Origin of the sequence: Novacetimonas hansenii, from assembly GCF_014843995.1 — a bacterium.
Taxonomy (GTDB): domain Bacteria; phylum Pseudomonadota; class Alphaproteobacteria; order Acetobacterales; family Acetobacteraceae; genus Novacetimonas; species Novacetimonas hansenii.
Map to the genome: position 1 here is coordinate 688360 of NZ_CP062147.1, position 24467 is coordinate 712826.

Genomic DNA, 24467 nt, shown 5'->3' on the forward strand with positions numbered 1-24467 from the left:
AAAGCTAAGTCCGCTAAGATCATGAAATCATAAAAGTTTTTGATGAAGCTTTTTCCAAAAAGCTTCGAAAGACGCCGCCTTTGCCGATCGAAAGGCGGCACCCAAAAACTTTTCTTGTTTTTGATCTCATGGATGGGGTTTTCAGATGACGCTTAACACCCCGCCATCGACGCGCACCGATGCCCCCGTGGTGGCCGAAGCCTGGGGCGAGGACAGGTACACCACCATGTTTGCGACTTCCTCCACCGTTGCGGCGCGACGGATAATGGAGGAGGGACGATGCGTCATGACAAAGTCGGCGGCCACGTCCTCCAGCGTCTTTCCGGTTTTTTCCTGCTCTGGCCGCAACATTTCCGCCAGCCCTTCGGACAGGGTCGGCCCCGGCAGGACGGAATTGACCGTCACGTTCGTCCCGGCCATCCGTTCCGCCAGGCCACGCGCCACCGCCACCTGTGCGGTCTTGCTGAATCCGTAATGGATCATTTCCACCGGGATGTTCAGCGCGGATTCAGACGAGATGAACACCACCCGCCCCCAGTCGCGTTCCTGCATGCCCGGCAGGTATGCGCGCGACAGGCGGACGCCTGACATGACGTTGACCTCGAAAAAACGGGTCCAGTCCTCGTCCGGGGTGTCAAAGAAATCCTTGGGTTCGAAAATGCCAAGGTTGTTTATCAGGATATCGCATGATGGATGCGCCGCGACCAGGGCCGCGCATCCGTCTGCCGTGCCAAGGTCCCCCACGAACCCGACCGCGTCGCCGCCCGCCCCCGACACGATGGACACCGCCCGGTCCACCGCCGGTTGCCTGCGCCCGTTGACCACAACGCGCGCCCCGCACCCCGCCAGACCCGTGGCGATGGCCAGCCCGATGCCGCCTGTCGATCCGGTTACAATGGCCGTCCGGCCCGTAAGGTCAATTTTCATGGCTGCTTTCCCATGGTCGTTTTCCGTGTGGTGTGACGATAACCGGGCGGCAGCGTACACCACCCGCGCCCCCGCGCGCCACAGGCATCATGACACGCGGGCGTGAACCCCCGCGCGCCCCATGGTGTCAGCGAAACACCAGCCCGCCATCAATCAGCACCGACTGTCCTGTCATGTAATCGGAATCCGGCCCCGCCAGCCATGCGACGAAACCGGCCACGTCATCGGGCGTTTCCGCCCGGCCCAGCGTGATGCCATCGACATATTTCCTGTATGTCGCGCCGATTTCCGCGCCGGTTTCCTCGGCCATGCGGCGGTCGATTTCCACCCACATGTCCGTGCCCACCACGCCGGGGCAATAGGCGTTGACCGTGATGCCAAAGGTCGCCAGTTCCTTTGCCGCCGCCTGCGTCAGGCCCCGCACCGCGAATTTCGTCGCGGAATAGACACCCAGCAGCGCATAACCATCATGCCCCGCAATGGAACAGGCATTGATGATCTTGCCCTTGCATGCCTGTTTCCTGAATGCCTCCGCTGCGGCCTGAATCCCCCACAACGTGCCGTCCACATTGATGCGGAAAATCCGTCCCATGTCGTCGGGTGTCACATGCAGCAACGGCTTGACCTGCGCCACGCCTGCATTGTTGACCATGATGTCAACACCGCCCAGTTCCTCCATCGTCCGTGCAATGGTGGCAAAGACCTCGTCACGCACGCTGATGTCCGCGCTGATGGCAACCGCCCTGCGCCCCAGCGCCATGATGTCCGCGCGCACCTGCGCCAGGCGGTCCATGTTCATATCCACCAGCGCCACGTCCGCGCCATCACGCGCCAGACGCAACGCAATGCCGCGCCCGATGCCCTGTGCCGCACCCGTCACGACGGCCACTTTCCCAACAAGAGACATGAACGATGTTCTTTCTTTATTGTCCCGACAGCGCGGGATGCGCCGCGTTGCAGGCACTAACGCCGCGACAGGGGGAAAGGGATGTGCCTTCCGTTATTTGTGATGGGGCGGGGGGTTTGCTTCAGGGGGGCTTTCTCCATGGGGGCTTGCTTTACTCAGGGGCTTTGCCCCCGAACCCCCACCAAAGGGCATTGCCCTTTGGAAACCGTGACTTTTACAGGATGTTTGAAATGTCTGGACTTATAACATGCTGAAATCATAAGGTTTTTTTTGACGCTTTTCTTGTTTTTTATTGCTGGTCTGTTTTCAGGCAATCTTCTGGTGGGGCCGGGGGTATTTTTGTCCCCCAAGGGATATTGGAATGTTGGGGGTGTCAGCGCAGGCCAGTGATCGGAATCATGAAAATTTCGGCGGCAATCTTTACAAAACAGCGCCTTTGCAAAAGGCAGGGTCCGAAGCATTTTCTATCTCCTGTCCATGCGTTGTGTTCAGGCCGTCCTGTATTTTCCAACCGGCGGAGATCAGCTCCTTGCCCTGCGCCAGAATATGTCCAGCGCATCCAGTCCCGCGCGCAGCGTGCGCGTGCGCAGGCCGGTGGGTTCATCCATGCCGCATGTGGCGATGACGGCGCGGCTTTGCGCGGCGCTCAGGCAGGACAGGGCTTCGTTCAGCTCCAGCACCGCCCACGTGACCGGATCATGCCCGCCCGCCGGGCCACGGGCGTCGCCCGTTGTGGGGCGATAGGACTGTGTTAACGGTGTCTGCCGCGCCGCACGCGTCCACAGGCCGCGAAAGCGCAGGCCCGCGCGATACTGTGCGGGATCTATGGCGCTGTTGGCGCGGTAAAACAGCCGGTCGAGCATACATTCACACCGCACCCGCCGCACGGCCTGCGCCGGGGTGCGGGGGGTGGTGACGACCATGTCGGACACAACCTCGCGCGCACGCGCGGCTGGACCGGGGGCGCCCATGTCGGGACGCGCGGTGGTGGCGGTGTAAAGACGGGGCATATGAAGACTCCTGAAAAAACGCGATGGCATAAGGCAGCAGGGACATCGGCCGAAAAGTCATGGTTTCCAAAGGGGAATACCCTTTGGTGGGGGTGCGGGGGCAAAGCCCCTGAATGTCGCATTCAGAGAGTGTTTGAAAATAACCCATTGATAAACAACAGGAAAAATCTTTGGGTGCCACCTTTTTCCAAAAAGGCGGCGTCTTTCGAAGCTTTTTGGAAAAAGCTTCACCAAAAACCTTTATGATTTCAGGATGTTGTCACGCCTGACTTTTCAAACAGTCGCCCTCTCCGCGGCTCCGCCCGGCCCCGGCGGGACGCATGTTCCCCGCACCCTGATCTGTTGACGAAGTCACGGTTTCCAAAGGGTCATTCCCGTTCCCGCAATGTCAGCAGCCGCCGCAAATTATGTTGTTCCGTGCGGATGCGCTGTGCTGTTGGGTACAGCAGGGCATGCAGTTCGCCGGGCGCGGGCCAGCGTGCGCCGACGGGATATCCGTTGCGCGGCGGCTGTCGGCACCAGGCCATGCGGGTGGCGGGTGTCCATGCCCCGAACGGGATATCGGCGCAGACTTCGGCAATGGCGGCGGTCTGTCCCACGACCTGCGCCGTGGGTGGGGGATTGCTGACCAGCGGGGCAAGTTTCTTCAGCCACGCGGCAATGACGACCGGCGGCGCGGGGCGGGCGGCGTTATCGGCATGGGCCATCTGCGTGCGCAGGGCGTGCAGGCGTGCGGGCGTCAGATCGCGTGGCAGGATGGTCATCCCCGCGCGCATGGCCGCCAGCAGGCCCGCGACATCCCCCGCCGCCGGACGCCATGCGCATCCGTCCGGCACGGCGGGAATGGGGGTGGCGTGTGGGTCGGTCATGTCATGCATCGTCATATCCCGCGCAGGTCCGGTATGGCGTCCCATGCCGCCAGCCGCGTGTCGCGTGCGTGCGCGGGGCCGTCGCCGGTGCGCTGGCGCAGGGACGCGACCACCCATGCCACCGGGTCCGCCGGGCGCAGCACACAGGCGTCATGCAGCACCCCGCCGAGCGTCGCGGCATCGTCACCGGCCATCTTCATCCATTGCCCCACCAGCGCCCGTGCCTGTCGCGGGCCGCGTCCCGTCAGGTCCCCCGCCTGCGCCACCATCGCCGCCATATTCCGGGTTCGCGTTGCATCGGGGGGCATCATGTCAGCCGTCGCCGCGCCGGGGACCGGCGGACGCGCCGCGTACGGCGCGGCGGGGGGCTCATTCTTACTCTCACTCTTGCTGTTCCTGTCCACGCCGGATGAAACGCGTTTCGCGGGTGTGGGGTCGGGGTGGGTATCGGGCGGGTCAGACCGTGTCCCCCGCCACCGGCGCAGGCGTTCGGCATCATCATTGCGACGCCGTTGCGCCCGGACCCGGCCCACATGGGCGCGTGTGGCCTCGCGCGCCAGTAACGGATGGTACAGGCGTCCGTCCGAACAGGCGACAAACCCGTCAAGCGCCCGTGCGCGCACCCGCCGCCATGCCCGCACATCGCGCCCGAAATCAGCCAGCGTCGCCAGTGCGCGATCCTCCATCGGCAGGCTGCCTGCGGGCACCTGATTCCATGCCGACCACCACAGGCGCAGCGCGGCGCGGAATTCCGCATCGGTGCATTGGGTATATAACGGCCCGCAAAACAGCCGATGCCCGAACAGGGGCATGAACTCATACCCGCGCAGGTCACAATCCGGCGGTGATAACGGGGCCGGGGCGGTCATGTCGGGGGGCGCGTTCATCCGAACATCGTCCGGCAGGTGGGGCACAGCCGCAGGAAACGCCCATCCGCAATAAACGCCGCGTCACAGTTCAGGCAGGCGCGCCGTACTTCGTCCCCGCGCAAGGCCATATGCGTCGCCGCCTGATGCAGCCGCAGGTGCCGCAGGCGGGTTTCCATCGTCTTGACATTCAGGTTCAGCCGACGCGCCGTTTCCCGATTGCTCAGCCCGCTGTCCCGCAGGTGCGCGACCTGTGGGTCCAGCCGGGACCAGTCAATGCGCGGTGGCCGCGTGCGGTGCGATATGCCCGGGCGCAAGGGCGCGCGCCGGGTGTGGGGGGCCGGAACAGGGTCCGGCTGCGTGTGCATTTTTTTCATACAAAACGGTGTGTGATAAAGACGAACAAAATGCAAGCGAAAATTTTGCACATCGCCATAAGGCCGGATGCGCGCCCCAAACGCCCTTGCACCCCGCCCTGAAAAAGGACGAAACCCTTTGATTACCACGTATTGAACGGGTCCGGCGCACGCGGGGAGGGGGCGTGTGTGACGGTAGGGGGGGGAGTTTGGCCTTGTGCATTTGTATATAAAAAATGCACATTATACCCCTGTAACAGGATGTCAGGGACGATATGCATGCATGGTGGGGGAGAGATGGACACTATATGTGCGGACCATCCGCGCTGGGCGGTGCGGTATGTGGCGCAGTTGCGGGCACGGCTGTTGCGCCTGTCACAGATCCGGTCCGAACTGTCGGCCACCCGGTTTGAGGGGGCGTATGATGGGGCCGACCTTCTGGGGTATCTGGATGATGAATGTGACACCGTGCGCACGGCGTTGGCGCGGGTGGATCAGGAGGTGGAGGCATGGGCCAGCGACATGGGCGAAAGCCGCGCCGCCGATGCCGCCGATGCCGCACGCGACCTGCAGGGGGACGGGGGCGCATGACCCCCTGTCGCCCCCCATGATTCAGGGGGCGCACACGTGTTATCCACAGGATTGTGCGTAAATCCTTCCCCAGAATCTGTGGATAAGGCGCATTTATGCCGCCTTACTCTGGCATGCGGCGTGACGCGGGATGAGTGTCAGGGCGTGTTTGAAAACAAATCATTGATAAAAAAGAAAAGTTTCTGGGTGCCGCCTTTTTTCAAAAAGGCGGCGTCTTCTGAAGCTTTTTAGAAAAAGCTTCACCAAAAATCTTTATAATTTCAGTATGTTATCAAGGCTGACGTTTCAAACAGTCTTTTAGGAAAAACTTCACAAAAACCGTTATGATTTCAGGATATTATTAAGCCTGATGTTTCAGGCAGCTATCCCAGACAGCTATCCCATACAGGGGGGGGGCACCATCATCCGTGACAGGACCGCCCCGCATGTCAATGATGGCAGTGCCCATGCGATGGGGGACGGCGTCCCATCCCCCATCGGCGCCCATATCCCACCCCCGCACCAGTTGCAGCAATCAGCGGCGGGCGGGCTGTGCCCTGTGTGGCAAGGCATCACGCAAGGTCGCGGCGGCGCGGTCCATCATGCGGGTGAACAGCCGTGGCGTATCCAGCCCCTGCGCCAGCATCAGCGCGCCATGGATGGCGGCGATGGTGTCTTCGGCAAGGTAGGTCGCCTGTCCCCCCGTCACCCCCGCGCGACGCAGCATGTTGCGCAGCGCGATGACCCAGCGGCGGAAGAACACGTCGATGCGCCGCGCAAACAGCGCGCGCGTCGCGGCTTCCTGCGTAAAGGCGGCGAACAGGCTGCCGCGCCGTCCTTCCTGATACCATTGTGTGATGGCGGCGAACATGCGCGCGATCGCGTCATCGGGGGCGGCGGCGTCCAGAATGTCGAACACATTGGTGGCGAACCAGGCCTCCACCTGCGCCAGGACCTGTTCGGCCATGTCATGCTTACCGCCGGGGAAGAAGTGGTACAGACTCCCCTTCCCCTTGCCGGTGGCCTGCGTGATCTGCGACAGCGACGTGCCGGCATATCCGTGTGTGCGAAACAGTTCCCCAATCCGGGCAACGGTTTCGTCATGGTCGGTAAGGGGGGTGTTCATGGGCGTCCTTGTCCGTCTCGGCGTCTGTGTCGCGCGGGCATATTACAATAAGTACGCCCCCAACGGAACAGACCCCCACCGCGTTGCACATGTGCGCCGCGCGCGAAGGGCCGTCGCGGCAGGTGTGCTTTGTGGGGCGCAGGTGCGCGGAATATTGGACCGGACCGATTATTTTGGTTGCCGAACCAAAATATAACCCATTAGCTTTCTTTCACGGCAAAAGGGTTATGCTTTGGTGTCAACGGATGTTGTTATAACGTGAAGATTATAAAATGTGATGAAGGTACGCATTTGAAACTTTGCTGTTCTACATAAGCTTCGACACCTGTGATGTAACGGATGTTCATATTACGAAAATCTGTATATCTGCCATGAAGGTTATGTGTAAAATATAAGTGCGTTTGCGAAATCTGGGTGAAAATCTAAAGCAATTACCAGATTTCAGCTATGCGTTAACTATTATTTATCCATATAAATGCAATCCATTTTCAGGCATGTGAGGGAGATATGCTGGTCATGAAGCATCATCATTTCCATATTTGTGGCGGCCAGATATGGACCCCTTTGTTCCGGGGCAAGGAAAAGCGGATCGTGCTGGAATGTTCCACGGGCCGGGTGGGGTTCGTGACCGACATGCAGTTGCCAGACGATGGTATCGTTTATGAAACCATAACGGATTTTCAGAAATGGATCGCGATGCATGCGGCGGCCGCGATTCAGTGGGACTGAGGGATGGGGGCTGACGCATGCGTGATGGCGGTTGGCGCCATGGACGCTTTTTTTTCTTGAGGGATGTCAGGTTCCGCGACATATTGCGATTACTCGGCAAGGGGTGCGCCCCGGGCCGTGGGATGGACCTGATACATTTCGCCCCGATGCCGGGCCGCCCCGATCCATGATGTGATCGGCGCGGCTTTTTTTGTGCCCGGTCCATCCTTTTTGCAGTGCAGCATAAAGGAAAGACGCCGATGTCCGGGCACAGCGACGGCGCATCCCCGCAGCACGCGCTTGAAACAATGTTGCGCACCCATCGTGATGTCGTGGTTGCGGCGTTGCTTGACCTTGCCTGCCATGCCGCCAGCGAGGCGACGCGCCTTGCCGCGTTAAAGGAAATACTTGATCGCGGATGGGGCAAGGCCACGGCCGGGACCGGCGATGCGTCCCCCGTGCCCGGTGCGCCTGTATCCGGTGCGCCCACATTGCTGATTGCGCCTGCGCTGTTATCGCCTGAAACCGGTGCGATGGTGCGGGCATGACGGTGGTGCGCATTGAAATCCCGCCCGCCTGTGCGGATATCATGCGTCCGGCGCGGTACAAAATCCTGTATGGCGGCCGTGGCAGCGGCAAAAGCTGGACCGTCGCGCGGGTGATCGTGGCGATGGCCGCCGCCCGCCCGTTGCGGATATTATGCTGTCGGGAATATCACAGCTCGATGGCCGATTCGGTGCGGCGGCTGCTGTCGGATCAGGTTGCGGCGCTGGGGCTGGGGCCATGGTTCCGGATTCGTGAAAACCTGCTGACCACGGCATGCGGTTCGGAAATCCTGTTTCGGGGTCTGGGCCGTAATGTCGAGGCGATCAAGTCAACTGAAAAAGTCGATATCTGCTGGGTGGAGGAGGCGCAGAGCCTGAGCCGCGCCAGTCTGGACATCCTTTTGCCGACGATCCGCGCGCCGGGGTCGGAAATCTGGTTCACCTATAACCCGGAGCGCGAGGACGCGCCGATGCACCAGATGATGCGTGCCCTGCGTGATGATCCCGACGCCATTGTGCGTCATGTGGGCTGGCGTGACAATCCGTGGTTTCCGCCCGAACTGGACGCGGAACGCCGCCGCATGCTGCGTCATGACCCCGACAGTTATGACCATGTGTGGGAGGGCGAATGCCGCACCCGCAGTGACGCCGTGGTTTTTGGCGGGCATGTGGAGGTGGCGGAGTTCACGACCCCGCCCGACGCGCGGCTGTATTTTGGCGTGGACTGGGGCTTTGCGCGGGATCCGACGGTGATGGTGCGGTGCTTTATCGCCGATGACATCGTGCATGTCGATCACGAGGTCTTCGCAACGGGGGTGGAAATGGACGATCTGGCCGCCCTGTTCGATCATGTGCCAGGGGCGCGCGAATGGCCCGTGCGCGCCGATGCCTCCCGGCCGGAAACAATCAGCTACCTTGCCACGCGCTTTGGTTTTCGCATGACGGCGGCGGCGAAATGGCCCGGATCGGTGCAGGACGGGATCGCCCGCCTGCGCGCGTTCCGCTGTATCCGCGTGCATCCGCGTTGCGAAAACATTGCGCGTGAATTGCGGCTGTATTCATGGCGCGTGGACCGCCTGACGGGTGATGTGCTGCCGGTGCTGGCCGATGGGTGGGACCACGGGATCGACGCGCTGCGCTATGCGCTGGATGGGGTGATCCGTAACCGCCGCCGCATGCCTGCCTTTACGCCTGCTGCGATCCGCAGGATCTGACCGCTGTTGCTCAGGGGGTGTGGCTCAGGGGGTGTGGCTCAGGGGGCGTTGCTCAGGGGCGTTGCCCCCGAACCCCCACCAAAGGGCATTGCCCTTTGGAAACCGTGACTTTGATCGGGTCCGGGTGGGGTGTGTTTTTTGCCGGGTTTTGGTGGTGGTCGGTGGGTGGGGGTGTTGCCTAGGGGTGTGGCTCAGGGGCGTTGCCCCCGAACCCCCACCAAAGGGCATTGCCCTTTGGAAACCGTGACTTTGATCGGGTCTGGTGGGGTGTGTTTTTTGCCGGGTTTTGGTGGTGGTCGGTGGGTGGGGGTGTTGCCTAGGGGTGTTGCTCAGGGGCGTTGCCCCCGAACCCCTATCAAAGGGCATTGCTCTTTGGAAACCATGACTTTGATCGGGTCTGGTGGGGGGTGGGTATTTCCCTTTTGGAAACCGTGACTTTAACAAAACAGCGTGCAGGCCATGGGCGGTGTCCGGCTGTTGCATGCGTTCAGGAAACAGCATCATGAAACACTGGTTCCACCGCGCGCCCACGCCCCCGCGCGTGCGGCGTGAACCGCGCGTTGTGCCGCGTCCCGACGCCATGCCGCGCTTTGGCCGTATGGCGTCCGCCCTGCCATCGGGTGCGCGCGATGGCCTGCGTCCCTATGTCCCGCCGCCGGGGGTGCGCGGGGCGGGGGCGCTGGCGATGGACCGGGCGCTGTCGGGGGTGCATGACTGGGCCGGTATGGGGTTGGGGGACGGTGATGGCGCGTTTGGCGATGCGTTGGGCTTTGTCGGTTATCCCCTGCTGGCGCAGATGATGCAGCGCGCGGAGTTCCGCAAGCCTGTTGAGGTCATCGCGCGCGAAGCCACGCGCGAATGGGTGCGCATCACCACGCCCGAAACCGATACGCCCGACGACGCGCTTGTGGCGCGTATGGCGCAATTACGGGCCGAGATGCGACGCCTGCGCGTGCGCGAGGTGCTGCGCCGGCAGGTGATCCATGCGCTGGGCTTTGGTCTGGGGCATGTGTGGCCGGACATGGGACAGGCGTTAAGCAGCGCGGGACAGGGCACGCCGCTGGTGATCGGGCCCAATGGCATCGCCCGTGGCGCGATCAGGCGTTTTTTGAATGTGGAGCCGTTATGGACCACCCCCGACAGCTATAACGCCGACATGCCGCTGCGCCCCGATTACTTTTGCCCGCGCGCATGGTGGGTGCAGGGGACGCTGGTGGATGCCAGCCGCCTGTTTTCGATGGTGCCGTTCGAGGTATCGGATATTTTCAAGCCCGCCTTCAATTTCGGCGGCCCCAGCCTGACGCAGATGTTGCGCACCTATGTCCATAACTTCCTGCGCACGCGCCAGTCCGTGTCCGACCTGGTCAGCAATTTTGCGACCAAGGTGCTGAAAACCGACATGGCCGGTGCGATGGGCGATGGCGACGGGACCGGCCCCGCGCAGGTCGATACCGACAGCCTGACGGGCCGGGTGGAGGCGATGAATGCGTATCAGTCGAACCACGGCACTTTTGTCATCGACCGCACGCACGAGGATTTCGACATCGTCGCCACCCCGCTGTCGGGACTGAGCGAGCTTCAGGCCCAGTCACAGGAATTCATGGCCTCGATCCCCGGTATCCCGCTGGTCAAGCTGTTCGGTATCCAGCCTGCCGGGCTGAATGCCTCCTCTGATGGGGAAATCCGTGTCTTTTACGACGAAATCACGGCATTTCAGGAGGCACATGTGGCCCCGGTGCTCGACCGGATGTTTCGCATGGTGCAACTGCACCTGTGGGGGGAGGTCGATCCGCGGCTGGATTTTGCATTCGTGCCGTTATGGCAGATGGACGATGCGCAACGCGCGGACATTGACCATGCCCGCGCACGTATCGACGCCCTGCGTGCGGCGGCGGGCGTCGCCCCGACGAAAGGACATTCATGACCGATATGCTGGCCCATGACCGGATCGGTTCGGTCCGTGTAACGGACGAGGACGGGCGGTTATATGTCGCGCGGACCCATATTTCAAAGGCAGGCGTCAACACCTATCGGGGGTCGGAAATCCCCGGTCATGTGGCGCTGGGCCTGCGGGCGGATGGCCTGTACCGACTTTTACGCGCGCCCGATGAACTGGCGCGCGCGGCCCCGACCTTTAACGCCATCCCTGTCCTGGCCGATCATGCGCATGTGTCGGCGGACAACCCGCGCCGCGATATCACCGTGGGCGCGACCGGCACCGACTGCGCCTTTGCCGACCCGTACCTGGACAATGCGCTGGCGATCTGGGACGCCGATGCGATCGCGATGGTGCGCGATGGCGGGCGGCGTGAACTGTCGTGCGCCTATCGCTATGACGCGGACATGACGCCGGGGCGCTGGCGGGGGCAGCCCTATGACGGGGTGATGCGCAATATTCGCGGCAACCATGTCGCCCTTGTCCCCGCCGGGCGGGCGGGGCCGGACGTGCTGGTGGCCGATTCCGCACTACAGGAGAACATGATGGCACCCTTACCCGAACCCGATGCGACCTTTACGTTGCAGGTCATCGGCCACGCCCTGCGCACCGGCGCGCTGACGCCCGACACCGCGCCCGATGCGCTGTCGGCGGCCCTGCTGGCGGCGCGTGCGGCGGTGGGCCGTCCCCCTGCCACCGTATCAGGCGCCATGTCAGGCGCCACGTCAGGCGCCGCACCAGAAACAGCACCAGAAACAGTGTCCGCAACACCGTCCGGCATCGTGCCCGCCACCGCACCCGAAATGGCGTCGGACGCCGCCGTGCGTGACGCCGTGGCCCGCGCGCTGGCGGGGGAACGCAGCCGTCTTGGCGCGATCGACGACGCACGCCGCGCCGTCCGCCCGCTGGTGGGCGAGGTGATCGGCATGGACAGCGCGGACGCCATCTACCGCTATGCGCTGACGCAGGCGGGACATGACGTGGCGACCCTGCACCCGTCGGCCCTGCGCCCGATGGTTGATGTGGTGATCGGTACACGACAGGCCGCCCCCGGTGCCGCGCTGGCCACTGACGCCGCGCCGGATTTCAACGCCCGCTTTGGCGTGACCCGTGCGCCGCGCGTGCTGTAGGCGGCATCCGGGCGCTTTACCCTGATCTGTTGAAAATACCGGTGTCCAAAGGGGGATGCCCCCTGCTGGGGGGCAGGGGCAACGCAAAAGCATGGCAGGATGTGGAATGCCTTGGGTCTATCGTCAATCTACCGGACAATTGAAAGATAACGGTGTTCCCGTGACGAAGGGATAGTCCGGTATTGATGCAGGAAAGAACAATTCTGCAATGGAGGGCGTTCGTCATGTCGGACCAACGCCAGCAGGTGATTATTCGATTGGTGCGCCGTTTTTTCATTCGCATTCCGGTGCATATACAATGCGCCTGACGCCGATAAATGGGAATATCGCTTTGGGGCGTACTGGTATCATGATGCATGGTGACAGCAAGGCACATCCGGGTCGTGCTTTGAATGGTTGTATGATTGTTTCATATTCTGCACGTCAGAAGGTATGGATGAGTAACGACCATATTATCAAGGTAACAGAATGAATGTCCGTATTCCCTGTCTGATATCGTTCCTGATGGTGGCGAGTATATCCGGCGTCATGGCGGCACCTGCAAAGGCGCCGGACTGTGCCGACTGGCCGGGCAGTATCGCGTATGGAACCCTGAAAAATGCCGGGATGATTGACCCGGATCAGATGGATTTCACGGCCACGAAGGCCACGCGCCTTGCGGCAGAGCCCAGAGGGCACGGCCTGTATCGCGAGGTTTATCATATTACCTTTCGCGAGAAGACCGGCAAAACATTCGATGTCATTACCACCAGCGATGCGTCGAATGAGGAATGTTCCATGTCGGATGTGGATGTCTTCATTGTTACGGCGCATCCCGGCCCGGGGTTGTAATTTCGGGGTTATGAAAGACTGTTTGAAAACAAGCCATTGATAAAAACAAGAAAAGTTTTTGGGTGCTGCCTTTTGATCGAAAAAGGCAGCGTCTTTCGAAGGTTTCTGGAAAAATATTCACCCAAAACCTTTATCATTTCAGTATGTTATAGCGCCTGACGTTTCAAACGGTCTCTGGGTCCGGGGGTGTGATCCGGTATCCGTTTTTTCTTGGTGCATGAGGCGCGTCGGCACGTGGAGCCCCCCGGTTCTGGCTCTGGCTCTGGCTCTGGCTCTGGCTCTGGCAGCGGGTACGCGCCCTGCACCCTGATCTGTTGAAAATACCGGTTTCCAAAGGGCGATGCCTTTTGGTGGGGGTTCGGGGGCGACGCCCCTGATGGCCTGTGCCCCCGCATGCGGTTTTACTTAAAAAATATGGAGGCTGTGCATGCCTTTTCCCAATACGGTCAATTATAACTGGCCCGTATCCTTTGCGGGTGCGTGGGCGTCGGAAAACCCGCGCCGGTCGGTGCTGGCGTGGGCCAATGGCCTGCGGGCGGGTGCGGGCGGCGTTGCTGTCGCGGCGTTTGCGTGGGTGCAGGCGGACGGGGCATCGGTGCTGAACAGCCCGCCGTCCGGTGCGACGGCCACCACCACCGCCACTGCCACCGCCAGCGTGTCCGCCGGGGCCGTGTCCGCCCTTGCGGTCACATCGGGCGGGGCGGGATACAGTTCTGTCCCGACCGTTACACTGTCGGGTGGCGGCGGCAGCGGGGCGGTGGCTGTGGCCACGATCAGCAACGGCGTGGTGACGGGCATTACCGTCACGTCCGGGGGCACGGGCTATACCACCGCGCCGACGGTCACGATTGCATCCCCCGTGGCGACGCCCGCCGCACCGGACGGGTTTGTCGTGCGTGAACAGCAGGGGCTGATGACGCAGTACCTGCAGGAAGCGACGATGACCATCCCGCAGGGCTTCATGGTCACGCTGGCGGACGGGGGCGACGTGTTCTGCGCCTGCGCCGATGACGCCGCGCGGGGGGATGTGGTCTGCGCCTCCATCACGGATGGCAGCGTGAGCGCCATCGCACCGGGGGCGGACGTGCCCGACGGCTATGTCGCGACCGGCTGGCGCGTTGCCCTGCCTGCCACAACCGGCGGCCTGATCGCCATTACGAAAGCTGCTTCCTGATGAACGCATCCCTGTTTCGCAACGACGCGCCGGTGCTGGCGCGGCAATATGGCATCCATCTGGAGGGCGTGCGGGACTATTTCCCCGCAGGTGGCCTCGCCATGGATGCCGATGGCGCGGTGACGGCGGCCAATTCCGGCATCCCGGCCATTTTCACCACCTATACCGATCCGGTGGTGATCCGTGCGCTGGTCGCGCCCACCCGCGCGGCGCAGATCTATGGCGAGGTGCGCAAGGGCGACTGGGTCACGGATACGGCGATGTTCCCTGTGGTCGAACTGTCGGGGCGCACCGCCGCCTATGGCGATTACAGCGCCGATGGGGAGGTGGACGCCAACGCCAACTGGATCAGCCGCCAGTCCTTTCATTACCAGACCTGGACCCGCTGGGGCGAACGCGAGGTCGCGCGCATGGGGGCCGCGCGCATTGACCTGGTGAACCAGCGCAACCTGGCCTCCATCTCCGTGCTGGGCAAGCAGCAGAACCTGACCTACCTTTTCGGGGTGGCGGGGCTGGAATGTTACGGTGCGCTTAATGACCCGCAGCTTCCCGCCGCGATCCAGCCGCTGCCGAAGGTCACGGGCAATGGCACGGCCACGGGGGCGGCCGACTGGCTGGCGATGTCCGATCCGTTGCAGTGTTTTGACGATGTGCTGCGCCTGTATGCGCAGTTGGTCACGCAGATGGGCGGCAACCTGACGCTGGAGACGCCGATGACATTGGTACTGCCGACCGAGCGTCAGCAGTGCCTGCTTTATGCCAACCAGTATAACGTAAAGCTGCGTGAACTGTTGGCCGAAAGCCTGCCGAACCTGCGTATCGAGACCCTGCCCGAGGCCGGGACCGCGCTGGGTGGTGGCATGGTGGCGTCCACGATGATGCAGCTTTTTGTCAATGAGGTCGAAGGACAGGCCAGCGTGTCCACCGGCTTTACGGAAAAGATGCGCGCGCACGCGGTGGAACGTCACTCCACCTCCGTACGGCAGAAAAAATCGCAGGGCACGTGGGGAACGTTGTGGTTCTATCCGCAGGCCTGCGCCACCATGACGGGGATCTGATGGATATGGCGACATCGAACAGCACGGTTACGGTCCTGTGCCGCATGCCCTCGGGGCTGGTGCTGGACCTGTATGATGATGCGCTGCTGGCGGCGCGGGCGGGCGATGCCCGGCGGGGGCAGGGTGCAATGGCGCCGCCGGTGCCGCGTGCGTCCGTCCGCCTGGCCGGTGCGCGACGCGACCCGCGTTATCACCCGCGTGATAACCGCCTGCTGGGCATGGCGGGCCGGACGGAGGTGCCTGCCGATTTCTGGAGCGCATGGTGCGCGCAGAACCCGGATTTTGCGCCCCTGCGCCATGGCCTGATCGCGGCGGAGCGCACGGCGGATCGCGCGACATCGTGGCTGCGTGAACATGGGGGCACCCGCACGGGTCTGGAACCGCTGGACCCCGATGCGTTGCCGGTTGTGGGTGTCACCCGTCGCGACGCGGCATGACCGCCGACGTGGCGTTCGATTATGCGGCATGGGCGCAACGTTTCGTGGTGCTGGCGGCGCAGGTGAATGCGTCACAGGCCGCCGCATATTTTGCGGAGGCCACGGTGATCCTGTCCCCGCGTGCCCGCACCGCGCAGGACGCGGCGCGACGGGGGGTGTTGCTGAACCTGCTTGTGGCGCATATCGCGCAACTGGATCAGCAGGTGATGCAGGGCAATGGCCTTGTCGGGCGCATCAGCGACGCCACACAGGGCAGTATTACTGTCCGCGCCCAGATGGAGGGGCAGGCCCCTTCTGCCGCATGGTTCAACCAGACCCCTTATGGCGCGCAGTTCTGGGCCATGTCGCGTCGCATGCGCCTGGCACGGTATGTGCCGGGACGACCGCAGCCGGCATGTGTGTGGCCCTGAATGCCCCGCCCCACCCTGAATCGTTAAAATTCATGGTTTCCAAAGGGCAATGCCCTTTGGTGGGGTTCAGGGGCAACGCCCCTGACGCAATCAGCAGGTTACCCCTCAGGTCACAGCCCGCCCCCGACCGGGAACGCCCCCCTGCACCACGATCTGTTACCCAGTCATGGTTTCCAAAGGGCAATGCCCTTTGGTGGGGTTCAGGGGCAACGCCCCTGATGCAATCAGCAGGTTACCCCTCAGGTCACAGCCCGCCCCCGACCGGGAGCGCCCCCCTGCACCACGATCTGTTACCCAGTCATGGTTTCCAAAGGGCAATGCCCTTTGGTGGGGTTCGGGGGCAACGCCCCTGATGCCGTCGGCCTTCCCGATCAGGACCGCGCCTCCTGCATCTCTAAAAATCATGATTTCCAAAGGATATTTACCTTGCTGGATGAAGGACGGCCGACATGAACCTTTTCGGTGCGGCGGTTGCTGTGGTGGGGGCTGTGGGGCCGGGGTCTGCGGCCACGCTGAAGCTGTCCACCGGCAGTGTGGGCAATGCCGATTTTACGCGCACGCCGCAATATCGTGTGGTTGCGGCGACGGTGTGGGTGCAGGCGCTGTCGTCGGACGAACTGGCGCATGTGGGGGATTTAAGCCAGCAGGGCGCGTTAAGGGTCGTGTATGTCGCGGGCGATGTGGGCGGCATGGACCGCGCGGCGGGCACGGGCGGGGACATTGTGAATTTTGATGGCGCGGACTGGCTGGTGGTGCGCCAGATGGAGCAATGGGGGACAGCATGGTCGAAGCTGATGGTGCGCAGGCAGCCGCAGGTGACGTGACCGAGGGCACGGTGCTGACGGCGTTGGGGCAATGGCTGTGTGCGACCATTCCCCTTCCGGCGGATGCGGTGATGGTGGGGCAGGTCAACCGTGTGGCCCCGCCCTGTGGCGCGTTCGCCATCATGACGGTGGCGGGACGCGGGCGGATCGCCACCAACCGCACGACCTATGGCGCGGGATGCCGCATCGTGTGGATGCAGCAGCAGGTCGATGTGCGTGTGGACCTGCATGGCGCGGGTGCGGGCGATGGGGCGGGGCGCATCGCGCTGCTGTTTCGTGACCCGGCCTGCGCCGCGTTCCTGGCGGGATATGGCACGATCGCGCCGCTTTACGCCGCCCCGCCCCGACAGCGCGATTTCGTGTCCGACGCCGCGCAGTACGAGGATGTGTGGCAGGTCACAGTGTCATTGCAGGTCAATTCCACCGTGACCTTTGCACAGGATTTCGCAAACGCACTCAATGTCGGGATTTTCGAGACCGACGCAACCTTTCCACCGGAGTAAAATATGGCCGGCATTCCTGTTTCTTCCATCGTCCGGGTTACACCCGGCGTCCTTGCGGCGGGGGGCGGTGTCGCGTTCCTCAATGCGCTGGTGCTGTCGCGCAATGCGGGGCTGCCTGCATCGGGGGTCAGCGTGTTCACCTCCGCCGCCGATGTCGCGGCGATATGCGGGGAAAACAGCGTCGAATACGACATGGCGCAGGTCTATTTCACGGGGTACACCAATGCGGTGCAGACGCCCTCGACCCTGCTGATGGCCGCATGCCCGACCTTTGCCGATGGCGCGCAAGGCCCCGTGACCGCCACGGCCACCGCCACGCTGTCGGCGGGGGCGGTGCAGGCAATCGCGGTGGGTAATGGCGGCAGTGGATATACCACCGCGCCCAGTGTCACAGTGTCGGGCGGCGGTGGCAGCGGGGCCACGGCCACCGCGACCGTCGCGGGCGGCGTGGTCGTCGCCATTACGGTGGGCGCAGGCGGCAGCGGATACAGCTCTGTCCCGACCGTTACACTGTCCGCGCCGGCAGGAAGCACATCGGGTGCGACATCAGGCACCACGCCGGGGGCCGTGATGGATGCGCTGGTGGCGGTCAATACCGGCTGGACCGGCTTTACCACCGCGTTCGAACCGTCATTGGCCGATAAACAGGCATTCGCACAATGGACGGCCGCACAGGGGGCGCGTTTTTGGTACGTGCCGTGGGATACCGATCCGCAGGCGGTGGTATCAGGCACGACGGTGGCGTTCGGCGCGTGGGTCGCGGCCCAGGATGTGGCGGGCGTCACCCCGATCTATGCCGATCCGATGGTCGCCGCCCTTGCGCTGGGATGGATGGCGTCGCAGGATTTTTCCACGACATCAGGGCGCACGACGCTGAAATTCCGGCAAAACGGCCTGATTACCCCCACCGTCCAGACCGCAGCCATGGCCAGTACGCTTGCGGCCAATGGCTACAGCTATTACGGCGGGTATGCCGGGTCGGGCACGGATTTCGAATTCCTGTCCGATGGCGCGGTGTCCGGGCCGTTCGCATGGGCCGACAGCTATATCGGGCAGGTATGGCTGAACGGATCGTTCCAGCGCGCCTTGCTTGGCCTGCTGCTCAATACCGGGCAGATCCCGTATAATGCGGATGGGGACGTGCTGATCGCCGCCAGCGTGCAGGACACGATCAATCAGGCGCTGGCGTTCGGGCTGATCCGTGCGGGCGTCACGCTGACGGCGGCACAGCAGCAGCAGGTCAACAACGCGGCCGCGCGCACCATTTCCGACACGCTGGCGACGCGGGGGTGGTATTTCCTGCCCGGTGCGTCCACCGCCGCCGCCACCGTGCGCGCGGCCCGTGCCTCCCCCCCATGTCAGTTCTGGTACACCGATGGCGGATCGGTCCAGTCCATCAGCCTGTCTTCGCTGGAGGTGCAGTAATCCATGAGCGACTATAACATTTCCGACGCCAACTCGGTCTTTACCATCACCGTCAGCAGCCTGTTCAACGCGCCGGTCACGCTGTCGAATTACAGCGCCGACCGCGCGTTCGAGGCGGACCAGCGCGAACTGGCGGAAACGCAGATGTCGGTTGATGGCTATCTGTCCGCAGGGTGGGTGCCACAGCCGGTGCATCAGTCCGTCTCCCTCGCCGCAAGTTCCGACAGTTGCCTTGTGTTCGAATCCATCGTCACGGCGCAGGATGTGGCGCGCACGATCTATCGCATCGGGGGCGAGATCCAGCTTCCGTCGGTGGGGCGGCGTTATACGCTGTTGCGTGGCGTGCTGCGTGCGGCAAGTGCCCTGCCCAATGCGGGGCGGGTGCTTGATGCGCGGCGGTTCGACATCCTGTGGGAGCGGGTTTTGCCCGCAGCCCTGTAATGGCGTTGAAATCCATCGAATATAGCGTGACGGAAGAGGGCGAGGACCTGGGCAAGGTTTTCGTCATCACCCGCATGAGTGCGTTTGATGCCGACCGCTGGGGCCGTCATGTGCTGCATGCGGCGATTGCCGGTGGTTATCGCGCGGTGGCGGATGACGCGGCAGAGGGGATGGGCGGCATTGCAGAGGCCGGCATGCGCATTTTTGGCATGATGGCGCCCGATGCGGCGGATGCCCTGCTGGATCGCCTGATGCAGTGCGTGCGCATCATCCGCGATCCCGCCCATCCCACCCCACAGCCGGTGATCCCCGCCGACATACAGGAAATCGCGACGGTGGGCCTGTTGCAGATGGAGGCGATGAAGCTGCACACGGATTTTTTTTCGGGCGCAAGCGTGTTCATCTTCCTCCCCGTCGCCCAGCTTCTGCTGGCGGTGGGCGAAGACGCGCGGAATGCGCCAACGTCGCGCGCGCCATCGCCTGCGTGATCGCATCCCGCCTGGCAAGCCTGCATGAACTGCAGGACGTCTATGACACCGAAGACCTGTATGACCTGCTGGAAATCGCGGCGGTAAGCAACCATAACAGCATCGTGGATCTGTGAAATGGCACCTGTCACCAATTCCTCCGCCAACGGCGTGTCGCGCGCCATGGAACAGGTGCGCCAGCTTGTACAGGCAGGGCGCGGGGCCGCCCGCAGGGTGGCGGCGCGGCGCCGGGCGGCGATGGCGGCCTTTCGCATGGCGCGGTCCTCCCTGCTTGCCATGCGCGCCGTCGCCCGCCGCGCGGGGGCGCGGCCCCCGTTGCATCCGCACGCCATGCTTCCCCCTGTTATGGGGGAAGGGCCCGCCGTCGATGGGCGGGCCGGTGCCGCCGCGCCTCCATCGGCCATGCGTGGGGATCATATGCGCGGGGATGCCATGGGGGACGTGACGGGGAATGTGACGGGGGGCGTGACAGGACGCATGACAGGGCGCACCGTCAGGGATGATGCCACCGGGTCTGCCACTGGGTCTGCCACCGGGTCTGTCACTGGGCCTGTCACTGGGCCGGGCACAGGACATGTCGTTGCGCCTGTCGCTGTGCCTGTGACAGGGGAGGCGAATTCGTCCCCCCTCCCGCCCTCTACCCTGACCCCGGCGCAGCGTCAGGCCATTGCAGGTCGGGCGGGTGCCGTTGTGCGTGCGCCACCATATCCGCCCCCCATGCCGGTGCAGGGGCAGCAGGGGCAAGCGGATGGGAACGCCGGGGGCCTTGCGCCACAGGATGCAACCGTCCCCGTCACGGCAGCGGAAACCATCGCCGCGGATGCCGCCCGGCCTGTCGTCGCCGCGAAAAACCCGCCCCCGTCGGACCGGAAACTGTCTGGTGAGGCGGTCAGGTTACGCAAAGTGCAGACGGCCCGAATGCCGGCGGGAATGGGCTATTCCCGTTTGGCTGCGATGGGGGGGGCTGCAATGGGTGTGACTGCGATGGGGGCGGCTGCGAATATTGGGCAGGAAAGCGGATCTGGTGCATGGCATCGCGGCGATGCGGGTGATGTCTTGGGCGCGGGGCAATGGCATGCACCACGCGCACAGGACATCATGCAGGCATTTGGCATTGATGTGCATGGCGCGAAATTCGCCGATCAGGTAAAGGCCTATGCCCAGAAGATGCCGTCTGGTCTTGATCTCTATTCCCGAAAGGCAGGACGGGCGCTGATGTCAGGTTTCCATCCCCCCCGTCAGGCCACCGCACCCATACGCAGGTTTGATGAACGCCCCGTCAGTCGTGACGGCACTGAAGACCGCAAACGTGGGGCCTGGGCGGATATCATCACGCGGCAGATGGAAATGGCGAATATAGCGCCCGGCGCGACGGGCGGCCATAAAACAGAAGTGCATATCGGTGATATTGTCGTGCATGCCAATACCCATGACGGGAACAGGATTGCAACACAGATACAGCACCAGTTGCGCCAGTCGCTTCCGGCGCTGGCGAATACCGGCCAACGATGACGTCATGCCCGCATAAGGGACTGTTTGAAAAGTAATTCTCAATAACATCCTGAAATCGTAAAGGTTTTTTGGAAAATATTTTTCCACAAAGCTGTGCACACCAGCGCGGTTAACGCCGATGCGGTGCGGGAATGCCCGCCTATCATGCAGGAGATGCCCATGACCATGATTCCCGTCACCATGCCCACGACATGGAATCTGCCGTCGATGCAGGGGGTGCCGCGCGTTCTGGGGAATGTCGCGGATGATGTGCGGGCCATGGGTTCGGTCACGCTGGGCACCATGCTTGATGATTACCAGATCAGCAGCGCCGCCAGCCTGTGGGGGATATTCGACGCCACGGGGGCGCAGGTCCTGACGGCGGCGCATGTGCGCGCGGTGGAATTCGAAAGCGCGCACGCCATTTCCGACGCCCCGCAGGAAGACGGGGCTTTTGTTTCCTATAACAAGGTTGCCACCCCCCGTCGCTTTTTGCTGGAAATGCTGTGTGATGGGTCGCAGACAGGCAGCGGCGGCCTCGACAGCCTTGTTTCGCAATATTCCCCCATTGCCGCGTGGGGCAACATGACGGGTGGCGGGGCACGGATGGTGCGTGCGTCATTTCTGGCGACGCTTGCGGCGATGGAGGACGACACCGCGACCTATGCCGTGCATACGCCGGAATATTCGTTGGCGTCGGTCAATGTGGTCGGCCATCGTTACCGTCGTGAAACGCGCGGCGGGATCACGTTGCTGGTGGTGCAGGTCATGGTGGTGGAGGTGCGCTGTACCGCGACGCAATCCTATGCCACCACCGCGACGGCGGCAGGGCAGGTGATGCGGTCCGGCGGCACGGTGCAGGCCACCGATGCCACCACGGCGCAGCTTGCCAGCCTGGCGGATGTGATCTGACAAGGTGTCTGGTCGGACTTTTTCAAAAAATCCTTTATATAGGGCGCATTTCTGAAAAATCCCGCGTCAGGTGATCTCTGCGCGTTGCTTGAAACGCCCAACCCGACAGGATCGCGACAGTCATTAAGAGAGTGTTTGAAAAGGCAATTCCGACAAAATCATGAAATCATAAAAGTTTTTGGTGAAGCTTTTTCCAAAAATCTTCGAAAGACGCCGCATTTTTCGATCAAAAGTCAGCCCCCAGAAACTTTTCTTTTTATCAGTGGCCTGTTTCCAAACAGCCCCCAAGACAGTTTTGTGCAAAAGCCTCTGTCTGGAAATGTCTGCTCGCGCATTCCCCATTCCCAAAAAACCCTTTTGAAAAGGCGTCATAAATGGCGACCCCACAGGTCATTCCCCTGTCCGCCATCGCGGCGCAGTCGGTCAATGTCGTCGTGTCCCAACAGGTGATGCGCCTTGACATCCGGCAGCGCGCCACCGGGCTGTTCATCGATATTTCGTGTCGCGATACGCCGGTGTTGTGCGGTGTCATATGCCGCGACCGGACATGGATCGTGCGCGATGGTTATTTCGGGCTGCCGGGCGATTTCGCGTTCCTTGACCTCGAAGGAACCTCCGACCCGTCCTGTGACGGGTTGGGGGGGCGGTATGTGCTGACCTACAGGGAGGGGCAGAATGTCGCCTGATCCTGTCGCACCCTTCACGCAAAAGGCGCTGGAGGTCAGCTTTGGCGTGGCGTCGGGCGGGTTCGGCGCAGGGGGGACGGATACCGTCACGCTGTCGGGGCTGCGGTGCCATGCGCAGGTGACGAATGCCGGCCTGCCGGGTGGCAGCACCCTGTCCCTGCGGGTGGGGGGGATGGCCCTGTCGATGATGAACCGCCTGTCGGTGCTGTCGGCCATGCCGGCCGCCGATGCACCGCAACAGCAGATGCAGGCATGCGGCAACACCGTCACCCTGCGCGCCACCCATGATGGTGGCATGGACCCGGCCTTTGCATCGGGGCGGATGCAGGATGCGATTGCGCGCATCTACTTCATCGCGCGCAATCCCGCCACGGCCACGGTGGTATCGTGCATGTGCGTGGGGGCGATGGGGACGGTCATACCCTCTGGCACGCTGGTGCAGGACGGGGCCGGATATCATTACGCCGCGACCTCTGCGGGGGTGATCCCGGCCACTGGCACGCTGGCGATGGAATTCGCCTGCACCACCACGGGGCCGGTTTCATGCCCGGCGGGGGCGATTTCACTGTACCAGTCGGTGGCGGGCCTGACGTCGGTTACGAACATGGTGGCCGGTGTCAGCGGCGCGGAACAGGAAAGCCGCACCGCGTTCGAGGCCCGGCGCGCCGCCACCGTGGCGGGGAATTCCATCGGGTCCAACGCCGCCATCCTTGGCGGGCTGTTGTCGGTGCCGGGCGTGACGGATGCGTATGTGACGGACAATCCCACATCCGCCGCCATCACCACCGGCGGGGTGACGATTGCCGCGCACAGTGTCTATGCCTGTGTGGTGGGCGGCGACAGCGCGGCCATCGCGCTGGCGATCATGCAGAAAAAGCCGCCGGGCTGTGGCTATACCGGCACCACCATGGTGACGGTTGCGGACCCGAATGCGGCCTATACCACCGCGCCGTCCTATGGCGTGTCGTTCGATTACGCGACGCCGACACCGGTTTTCGTCGCCGTGTCGATGGGCAACGCGTCCTGCGTGCCATCCGACGCCCTGACGCAGGTGCAGGCGGCGGTGGCGGCGGCGTTTGACGGCACGGATGGCGGGACGCGGGCGCGGATTGCTTCACGCCTGTACGGGCCATGACCGGCCTGTGTATCGCGCAGTTCCGGCATGAAATCGTCGCCCCCGCCCTGGCGCATATCGGGCTGGGCGGGGATGCGGCGGTCAGCCTGCTGACCGGGACGGCGCTGGCGGAAAGCGGCCTGACCTATGTGGCGCAGGTCGTATCAGGGGGCACCGGCCCCGCGCGTGGCCTGTGGCAGATGGAACCCTTCACCCATGACGATATCTGGGCCACGTTCCTGTCGGATGCGCGTCTGTCCTCCCTGCGCGGGGCGGTGCTGGACCTTGCCTCCCAATGGCCCGCGCGGGTGTCCCAGCTTCCGGGCAACCTGCCCTATGCCTGCGCCATGGCGCGGCTGAAATATTACCGCGCGCCGGGGCCGCTGCCTGCGGCCGATGATGCGGAGGCGCAGTGCCGGTACTGGAAATCCAATTACAACACGGCGCTGGGCGCGGGGGCGGCGGATGGGCCGCATATCGCCCTGTTCCAGCGCGCGATCGAGGCGTGA

The 24467-nt window shown here is 63.1% G+C and carries 30 protein-coding genes; 22 read left to right on the forward strand and 8 right to left on the reverse strand.

The window, feature by feature from the left end; all coding sequences use genetic code 11:
- Positions 1–141 precede the first annotated feature (141 nt).
- From IFJ82_RS02940 to IFJ82_RS02970, 7 genes are all read right to left on the reverse strand, one after another.
- The gene (locus IFJ82_RS02940; protein WP_003621725.1) at positions 142–927 is read right to left on the reverse strand and encodes an SDR family NAD(P)-dependent oxidoreductase; all 786 of its coding nucleotides are present in this window, start codon (positions 925–927) and stop codon (positions 142–144) included.
- Positions 928–1054: 127 nt separating this feature from the next.
- Positions 1055–1834 carry an acetoin reductase gene (locus IFJ82_RS02945; RefSeq protein ID WP_062809509.1) on the reverse strand — a complete coding sequence of 260 codons (780 nt, stop codon included), beginning with the start codon at positions 1832–1834 and terminating at the stop codon, positions 1055–1057.
- A 155-nt stretch (positions 1835–1989) separates the two neighbouring features.
- Positions 1990–2295 (reverse strand): hypothetical protein, encoded by a 306-nt coding sequence (locus IFJ82_RS02950; protein WP_192265554.1) that lies wholly within the window; start codon positions 2293–2295, stop codon positions 1990–1992.
- A gap of 60 nt (positions 2296–2355) precedes the next feature.
- A complete protein-coding gene (locus tag IFJ82_RS02955; protein WP_192265555.1) occupies positions 2356–2844 on the reverse strand; it encodes a hypothetical protein in 489 nt (162 codons plus the stop codon).
- A 368-nt stretch (positions 2845–3212) separates the two neighbouring features.
- Positions 3213–3713, reverse strand: a complete 501-nt coding sequence (locus IFJ82_RS02960) for a hypothetical protein (protein WP_147317915.1) — start codon at positions 3711–3713, stop codon at positions 3213–3215.
- 11 nt (positions 3714–3724) lie between these two features.
- Entirely contained in the window at positions 3725–4600 is an 876-nt protein-coding gene (locus IFJ82_RS02965; RefSeq protein WP_192265557.1) for a DUF1376 domain-containing protein, read from the reverse strand.
- Positions 4597–4947, reverse strand: a complete 351-nt coding sequence (locus tag IFJ82_RS02970; RefSeq protein ID WP_225578756.1) for a helix-turn-helix domain-containing protein — start codon at positions 4945–4947, stop codon at positions 4597–4599. Before IFJ82_RS02970 ends, IFJ82_RS02965 begins: the two co-directional genes overlap by 4 nt.
- A gap of 285 nt (positions 4948–5232) precedes the next feature.
- On the opposite strand from IFJ82_RS02970, the gene IFJ82_RS02975 reads away from it, so the two are divergent.
- Positions 5233–5526: a hypothetical protein gene (locus tag IFJ82_RS02975; protein WP_139312539.1), complete on the forward strand. Its 294-nt coding sequence runs from the start codon at positions 5233–5235 to the stop codon at positions 5524–5526.
- Positions 5527–6040: 514 nt separating this feature from the next.
- Here the strand turns inward: IFJ82_RS02975 and IFJ82_RS02980 are convergent.
- Positions 6041–6631: a TetR/AcrR family transcriptional regulator gene (locus IFJ82_RS02980; protein WP_003621740.1), complete on the reverse strand. Its 591-nt coding sequence runs from the start codon at positions 6629–6631 to the stop codon at positions 6041–6043.
- 516 nt (positions 6632–7147) lie between these two features.
- Between IFJ82_RS02980 and IFJ82_RS02985 the strand changes: the two genes are divergently transcribed.
- From IFJ82_RS02985 to IFJ82_RS03085, 21 genes are all read left to right on the forward strand, one after another.
- Positions 7148–7360, forward strand: coding sequence for a hypothetical protein (locus IFJ82_RS02985; RefSeq protein ID WP_139312538.1), 213 nt, complete (start codon positions 7148–7150; stop codon positions 7358–7360).
- A gap of 239 nt (positions 7361–7599) precedes the next feature.
- Entirely contained in the window at positions 7600–7887 is a 288-nt protein-coding gene (locus IFJ82_RS02990) for a hypothetical protein (RefSeq protein ID WP_003621745.1), read from the forward strand.
- Positions 7884–9098, forward strand: a complete 1215-nt coding sequence (locus IFJ82_RS02995) for a PBSX family phage terminase large subunit (RefSeq protein WP_003621747.1) — start codon at positions 7884–7886, stop codon at positions 9096–9098. The genes IFJ82_RS02990 and IFJ82_RS02995 overlap by 4 nt, the downstream gene beginning before the upstream one ends.
- A gap of 502 nt (positions 9099–9600) precedes the next feature.
- On the forward strand, positions 9601–11022 hold the full coding sequence (locus tag IFJ82_RS03000; RefSeq protein WP_003621749.1) for a phage portal protein: 1422 nt from the start codon (positions 9601–9603) through the stop codon (positions 11020–11022).
- Positions 11019–12164: a DUF2213 domain-containing protein gene (locus tag IFJ82_RS03005; protein WP_192265559.1), complete on the forward strand. Its 1146-nt coding sequence runs from the start codon at positions 11019–11021 to the stop codon at positions 12162–12164. The genes IFJ82_RS03000 and IFJ82_RS03005 overlap by 4 nt, the downstream gene beginning before the upstream one ends.
- A 208-nt stretch (positions 12165–12372) precedes the next feature.
- Entirely contained in the window at positions 12373–12636 is a 264-nt protein-coding gene (locus tag IFJ82_RS03010) for a DUF2778 domain-containing protein (RefSeq protein WP_192265561.1), read from the forward strand.
- Positions 12633–12995 (forward strand): hypothetical protein, encoded by a 363-nt coding sequence (locus tag IFJ82_RS03015; RefSeq protein ID WP_003621752.1) that lies wholly within the window; start codon positions 12633–12635, stop codon positions 12993–12995. Before IFJ82_RS03010 ends, IFJ82_RS03015 begins: the two co-directional genes overlap by 4 nt.
- Positions 12996–13422: 427 nt before the next feature.
- Positions 13423–14169, forward strand: coding sequence for a structural cement protein Gp24 (locus IFJ82_RS03020; RefSeq protein WP_192266616.1), 747 nt, complete (start codon positions 13423–13425; stop codon positions 14167–14169).
- Entirely contained in the window at positions 14169–15227 is a 1059-nt protein-coding gene (locus IFJ82_RS03025) for a hypothetical protein (RefSeq protein ID WP_003621754.1), read from the forward strand. The genes IFJ82_RS03020 and IFJ82_RS03025 overlap by 1 nt, the downstream gene beginning before the upstream one ends.
- A complete protein-coding gene (locus tag IFJ82_RS03030) occupies positions 15227–15664 on the forward strand; it encodes a hypothetical protein (RefSeq protein WP_062809499.1) in 438 nt (145 codons plus the stop codon). The genes IFJ82_RS03025 and IFJ82_RS03030 overlap by 1 nt, the downstream gene beginning before the upstream one ends.
- Positions 15661–16074, forward strand: a complete 414-nt coding sequence (locus IFJ82_RS03035) for a DUF4054 domain-containing protein (RefSeq protein WP_003621756.1) — start codon at positions 15661–15663, stop codon at positions 16072–16074. The genes IFJ82_RS03030 and IFJ82_RS03035 overlap by 4 nt, the downstream gene beginning before the upstream one ends.
- Positions 16075–16523: 449 nt before the next feature.
- Positions 16524–16898, forward strand: coding sequence for a hypothetical protein (locus IFJ82_RS03040; RefSeq protein WP_003621757.1), 375 nt, complete (start codon positions 16524–16526; stop codon positions 16896–16898).
- Entirely contained in the window at positions 16856–17401 is a 546-nt protein-coding gene (locus IFJ82_RS03045) for a phage neck terminator protein (protein ID WP_143456068.1), read from the forward strand. The genes IFJ82_RS03040 and IFJ82_RS03045 overlap by 43 nt, the downstream gene beginning before the upstream one ends.
- A 3-nt stretch (positions 17402–17404) precedes the next feature.
- The gene (locus IFJ82_RS03050) at positions 17405–18826 is read left to right on the forward strand and encodes a DUF3383 domain-containing protein (RefSeq protein WP_192265563.1); all 1422 of its coding nucleotides are present in this window, start codon (positions 17405–17407) and stop codon (positions 18824–18826) included.
- 3 nt (positions 18827–18829) lie between these two features.
- Positions 18830–19267 carry a phage tail fiber protein gene (locus IFJ82_RS03055; RefSeq protein ID WP_003621761.1) on the forward strand — a complete coding sequence of 146 codons (438 nt, stop codon included), beginning with the start codon at positions 18830–18832 and terminating at the stop codon, positions 19265–19267.
- Positions 19267–19755 (forward strand): hypothetical protein, encoded by a 489-nt coding sequence (locus tag IFJ82_RS03060; RefSeq protein WP_003621763.1) that lies wholly within the window; start codon positions 19267–19269, stop codon positions 19753–19755. The genes IFJ82_RS03055 and IFJ82_RS03060 overlap by 1 nt, the downstream gene beginning before the upstream one ends.
- A 117-nt stretch (positions 19756–19872) precedes the next feature.
- On the forward strand, positions 19873–21267 hold the full coding sequence (locus IFJ82_RS03065; protein ID WP_192265565.1) for a hypothetical protein: 1395 nt from the start codon (positions 19873–19875) through the stop codon (positions 21265–21267).
- 159 nt (positions 21268–21426) lie between these two features.
- Complete coding sequence (locus IFJ82_RS03070) at positions 21427–22158, forward strand: hypothetical protein (protein ID WP_040512814.1); 732 nt, start codon at positions 21427–21429, stop codon at positions 22156–22158.
- Between the two features lie 374 nt (positions 22159–22532).
- On the forward strand, positions 22533–22844 hold the full coding sequence (locus IFJ82_RS03075) for a phage baseplate plug family protein (protein ID WP_192265567.1): 312 nt from the start codon (positions 22533–22535) through the stop codon (positions 22842–22844).
- Positions 22834–23979 carry a baseplate J/gp47 family protein gene (locus tag IFJ82_RS03080; protein WP_225578757.1) on the forward strand — a complete coding sequence of 382 codons (1146 nt, stop codon included), beginning with the start codon at positions 22834–22836 and terminating at the stop codon, positions 23977–23979. The genes IFJ82_RS03075 and IFJ82_RS03080 overlap by 11 nt, the downstream gene beginning before the upstream one ends.
- Positions 23976–24467, forward strand: a complete 492-nt coding sequence (locus tag IFJ82_RS03085) for a hypothetical protein (RefSeq protein WP_192265569.1) — start codon at positions 23976–23978, stop codon at positions 24465–24467. The genes IFJ82_RS03080 and IFJ82_RS03085 overlap by 4 nt, the downstream gene beginning before the upstream one ends.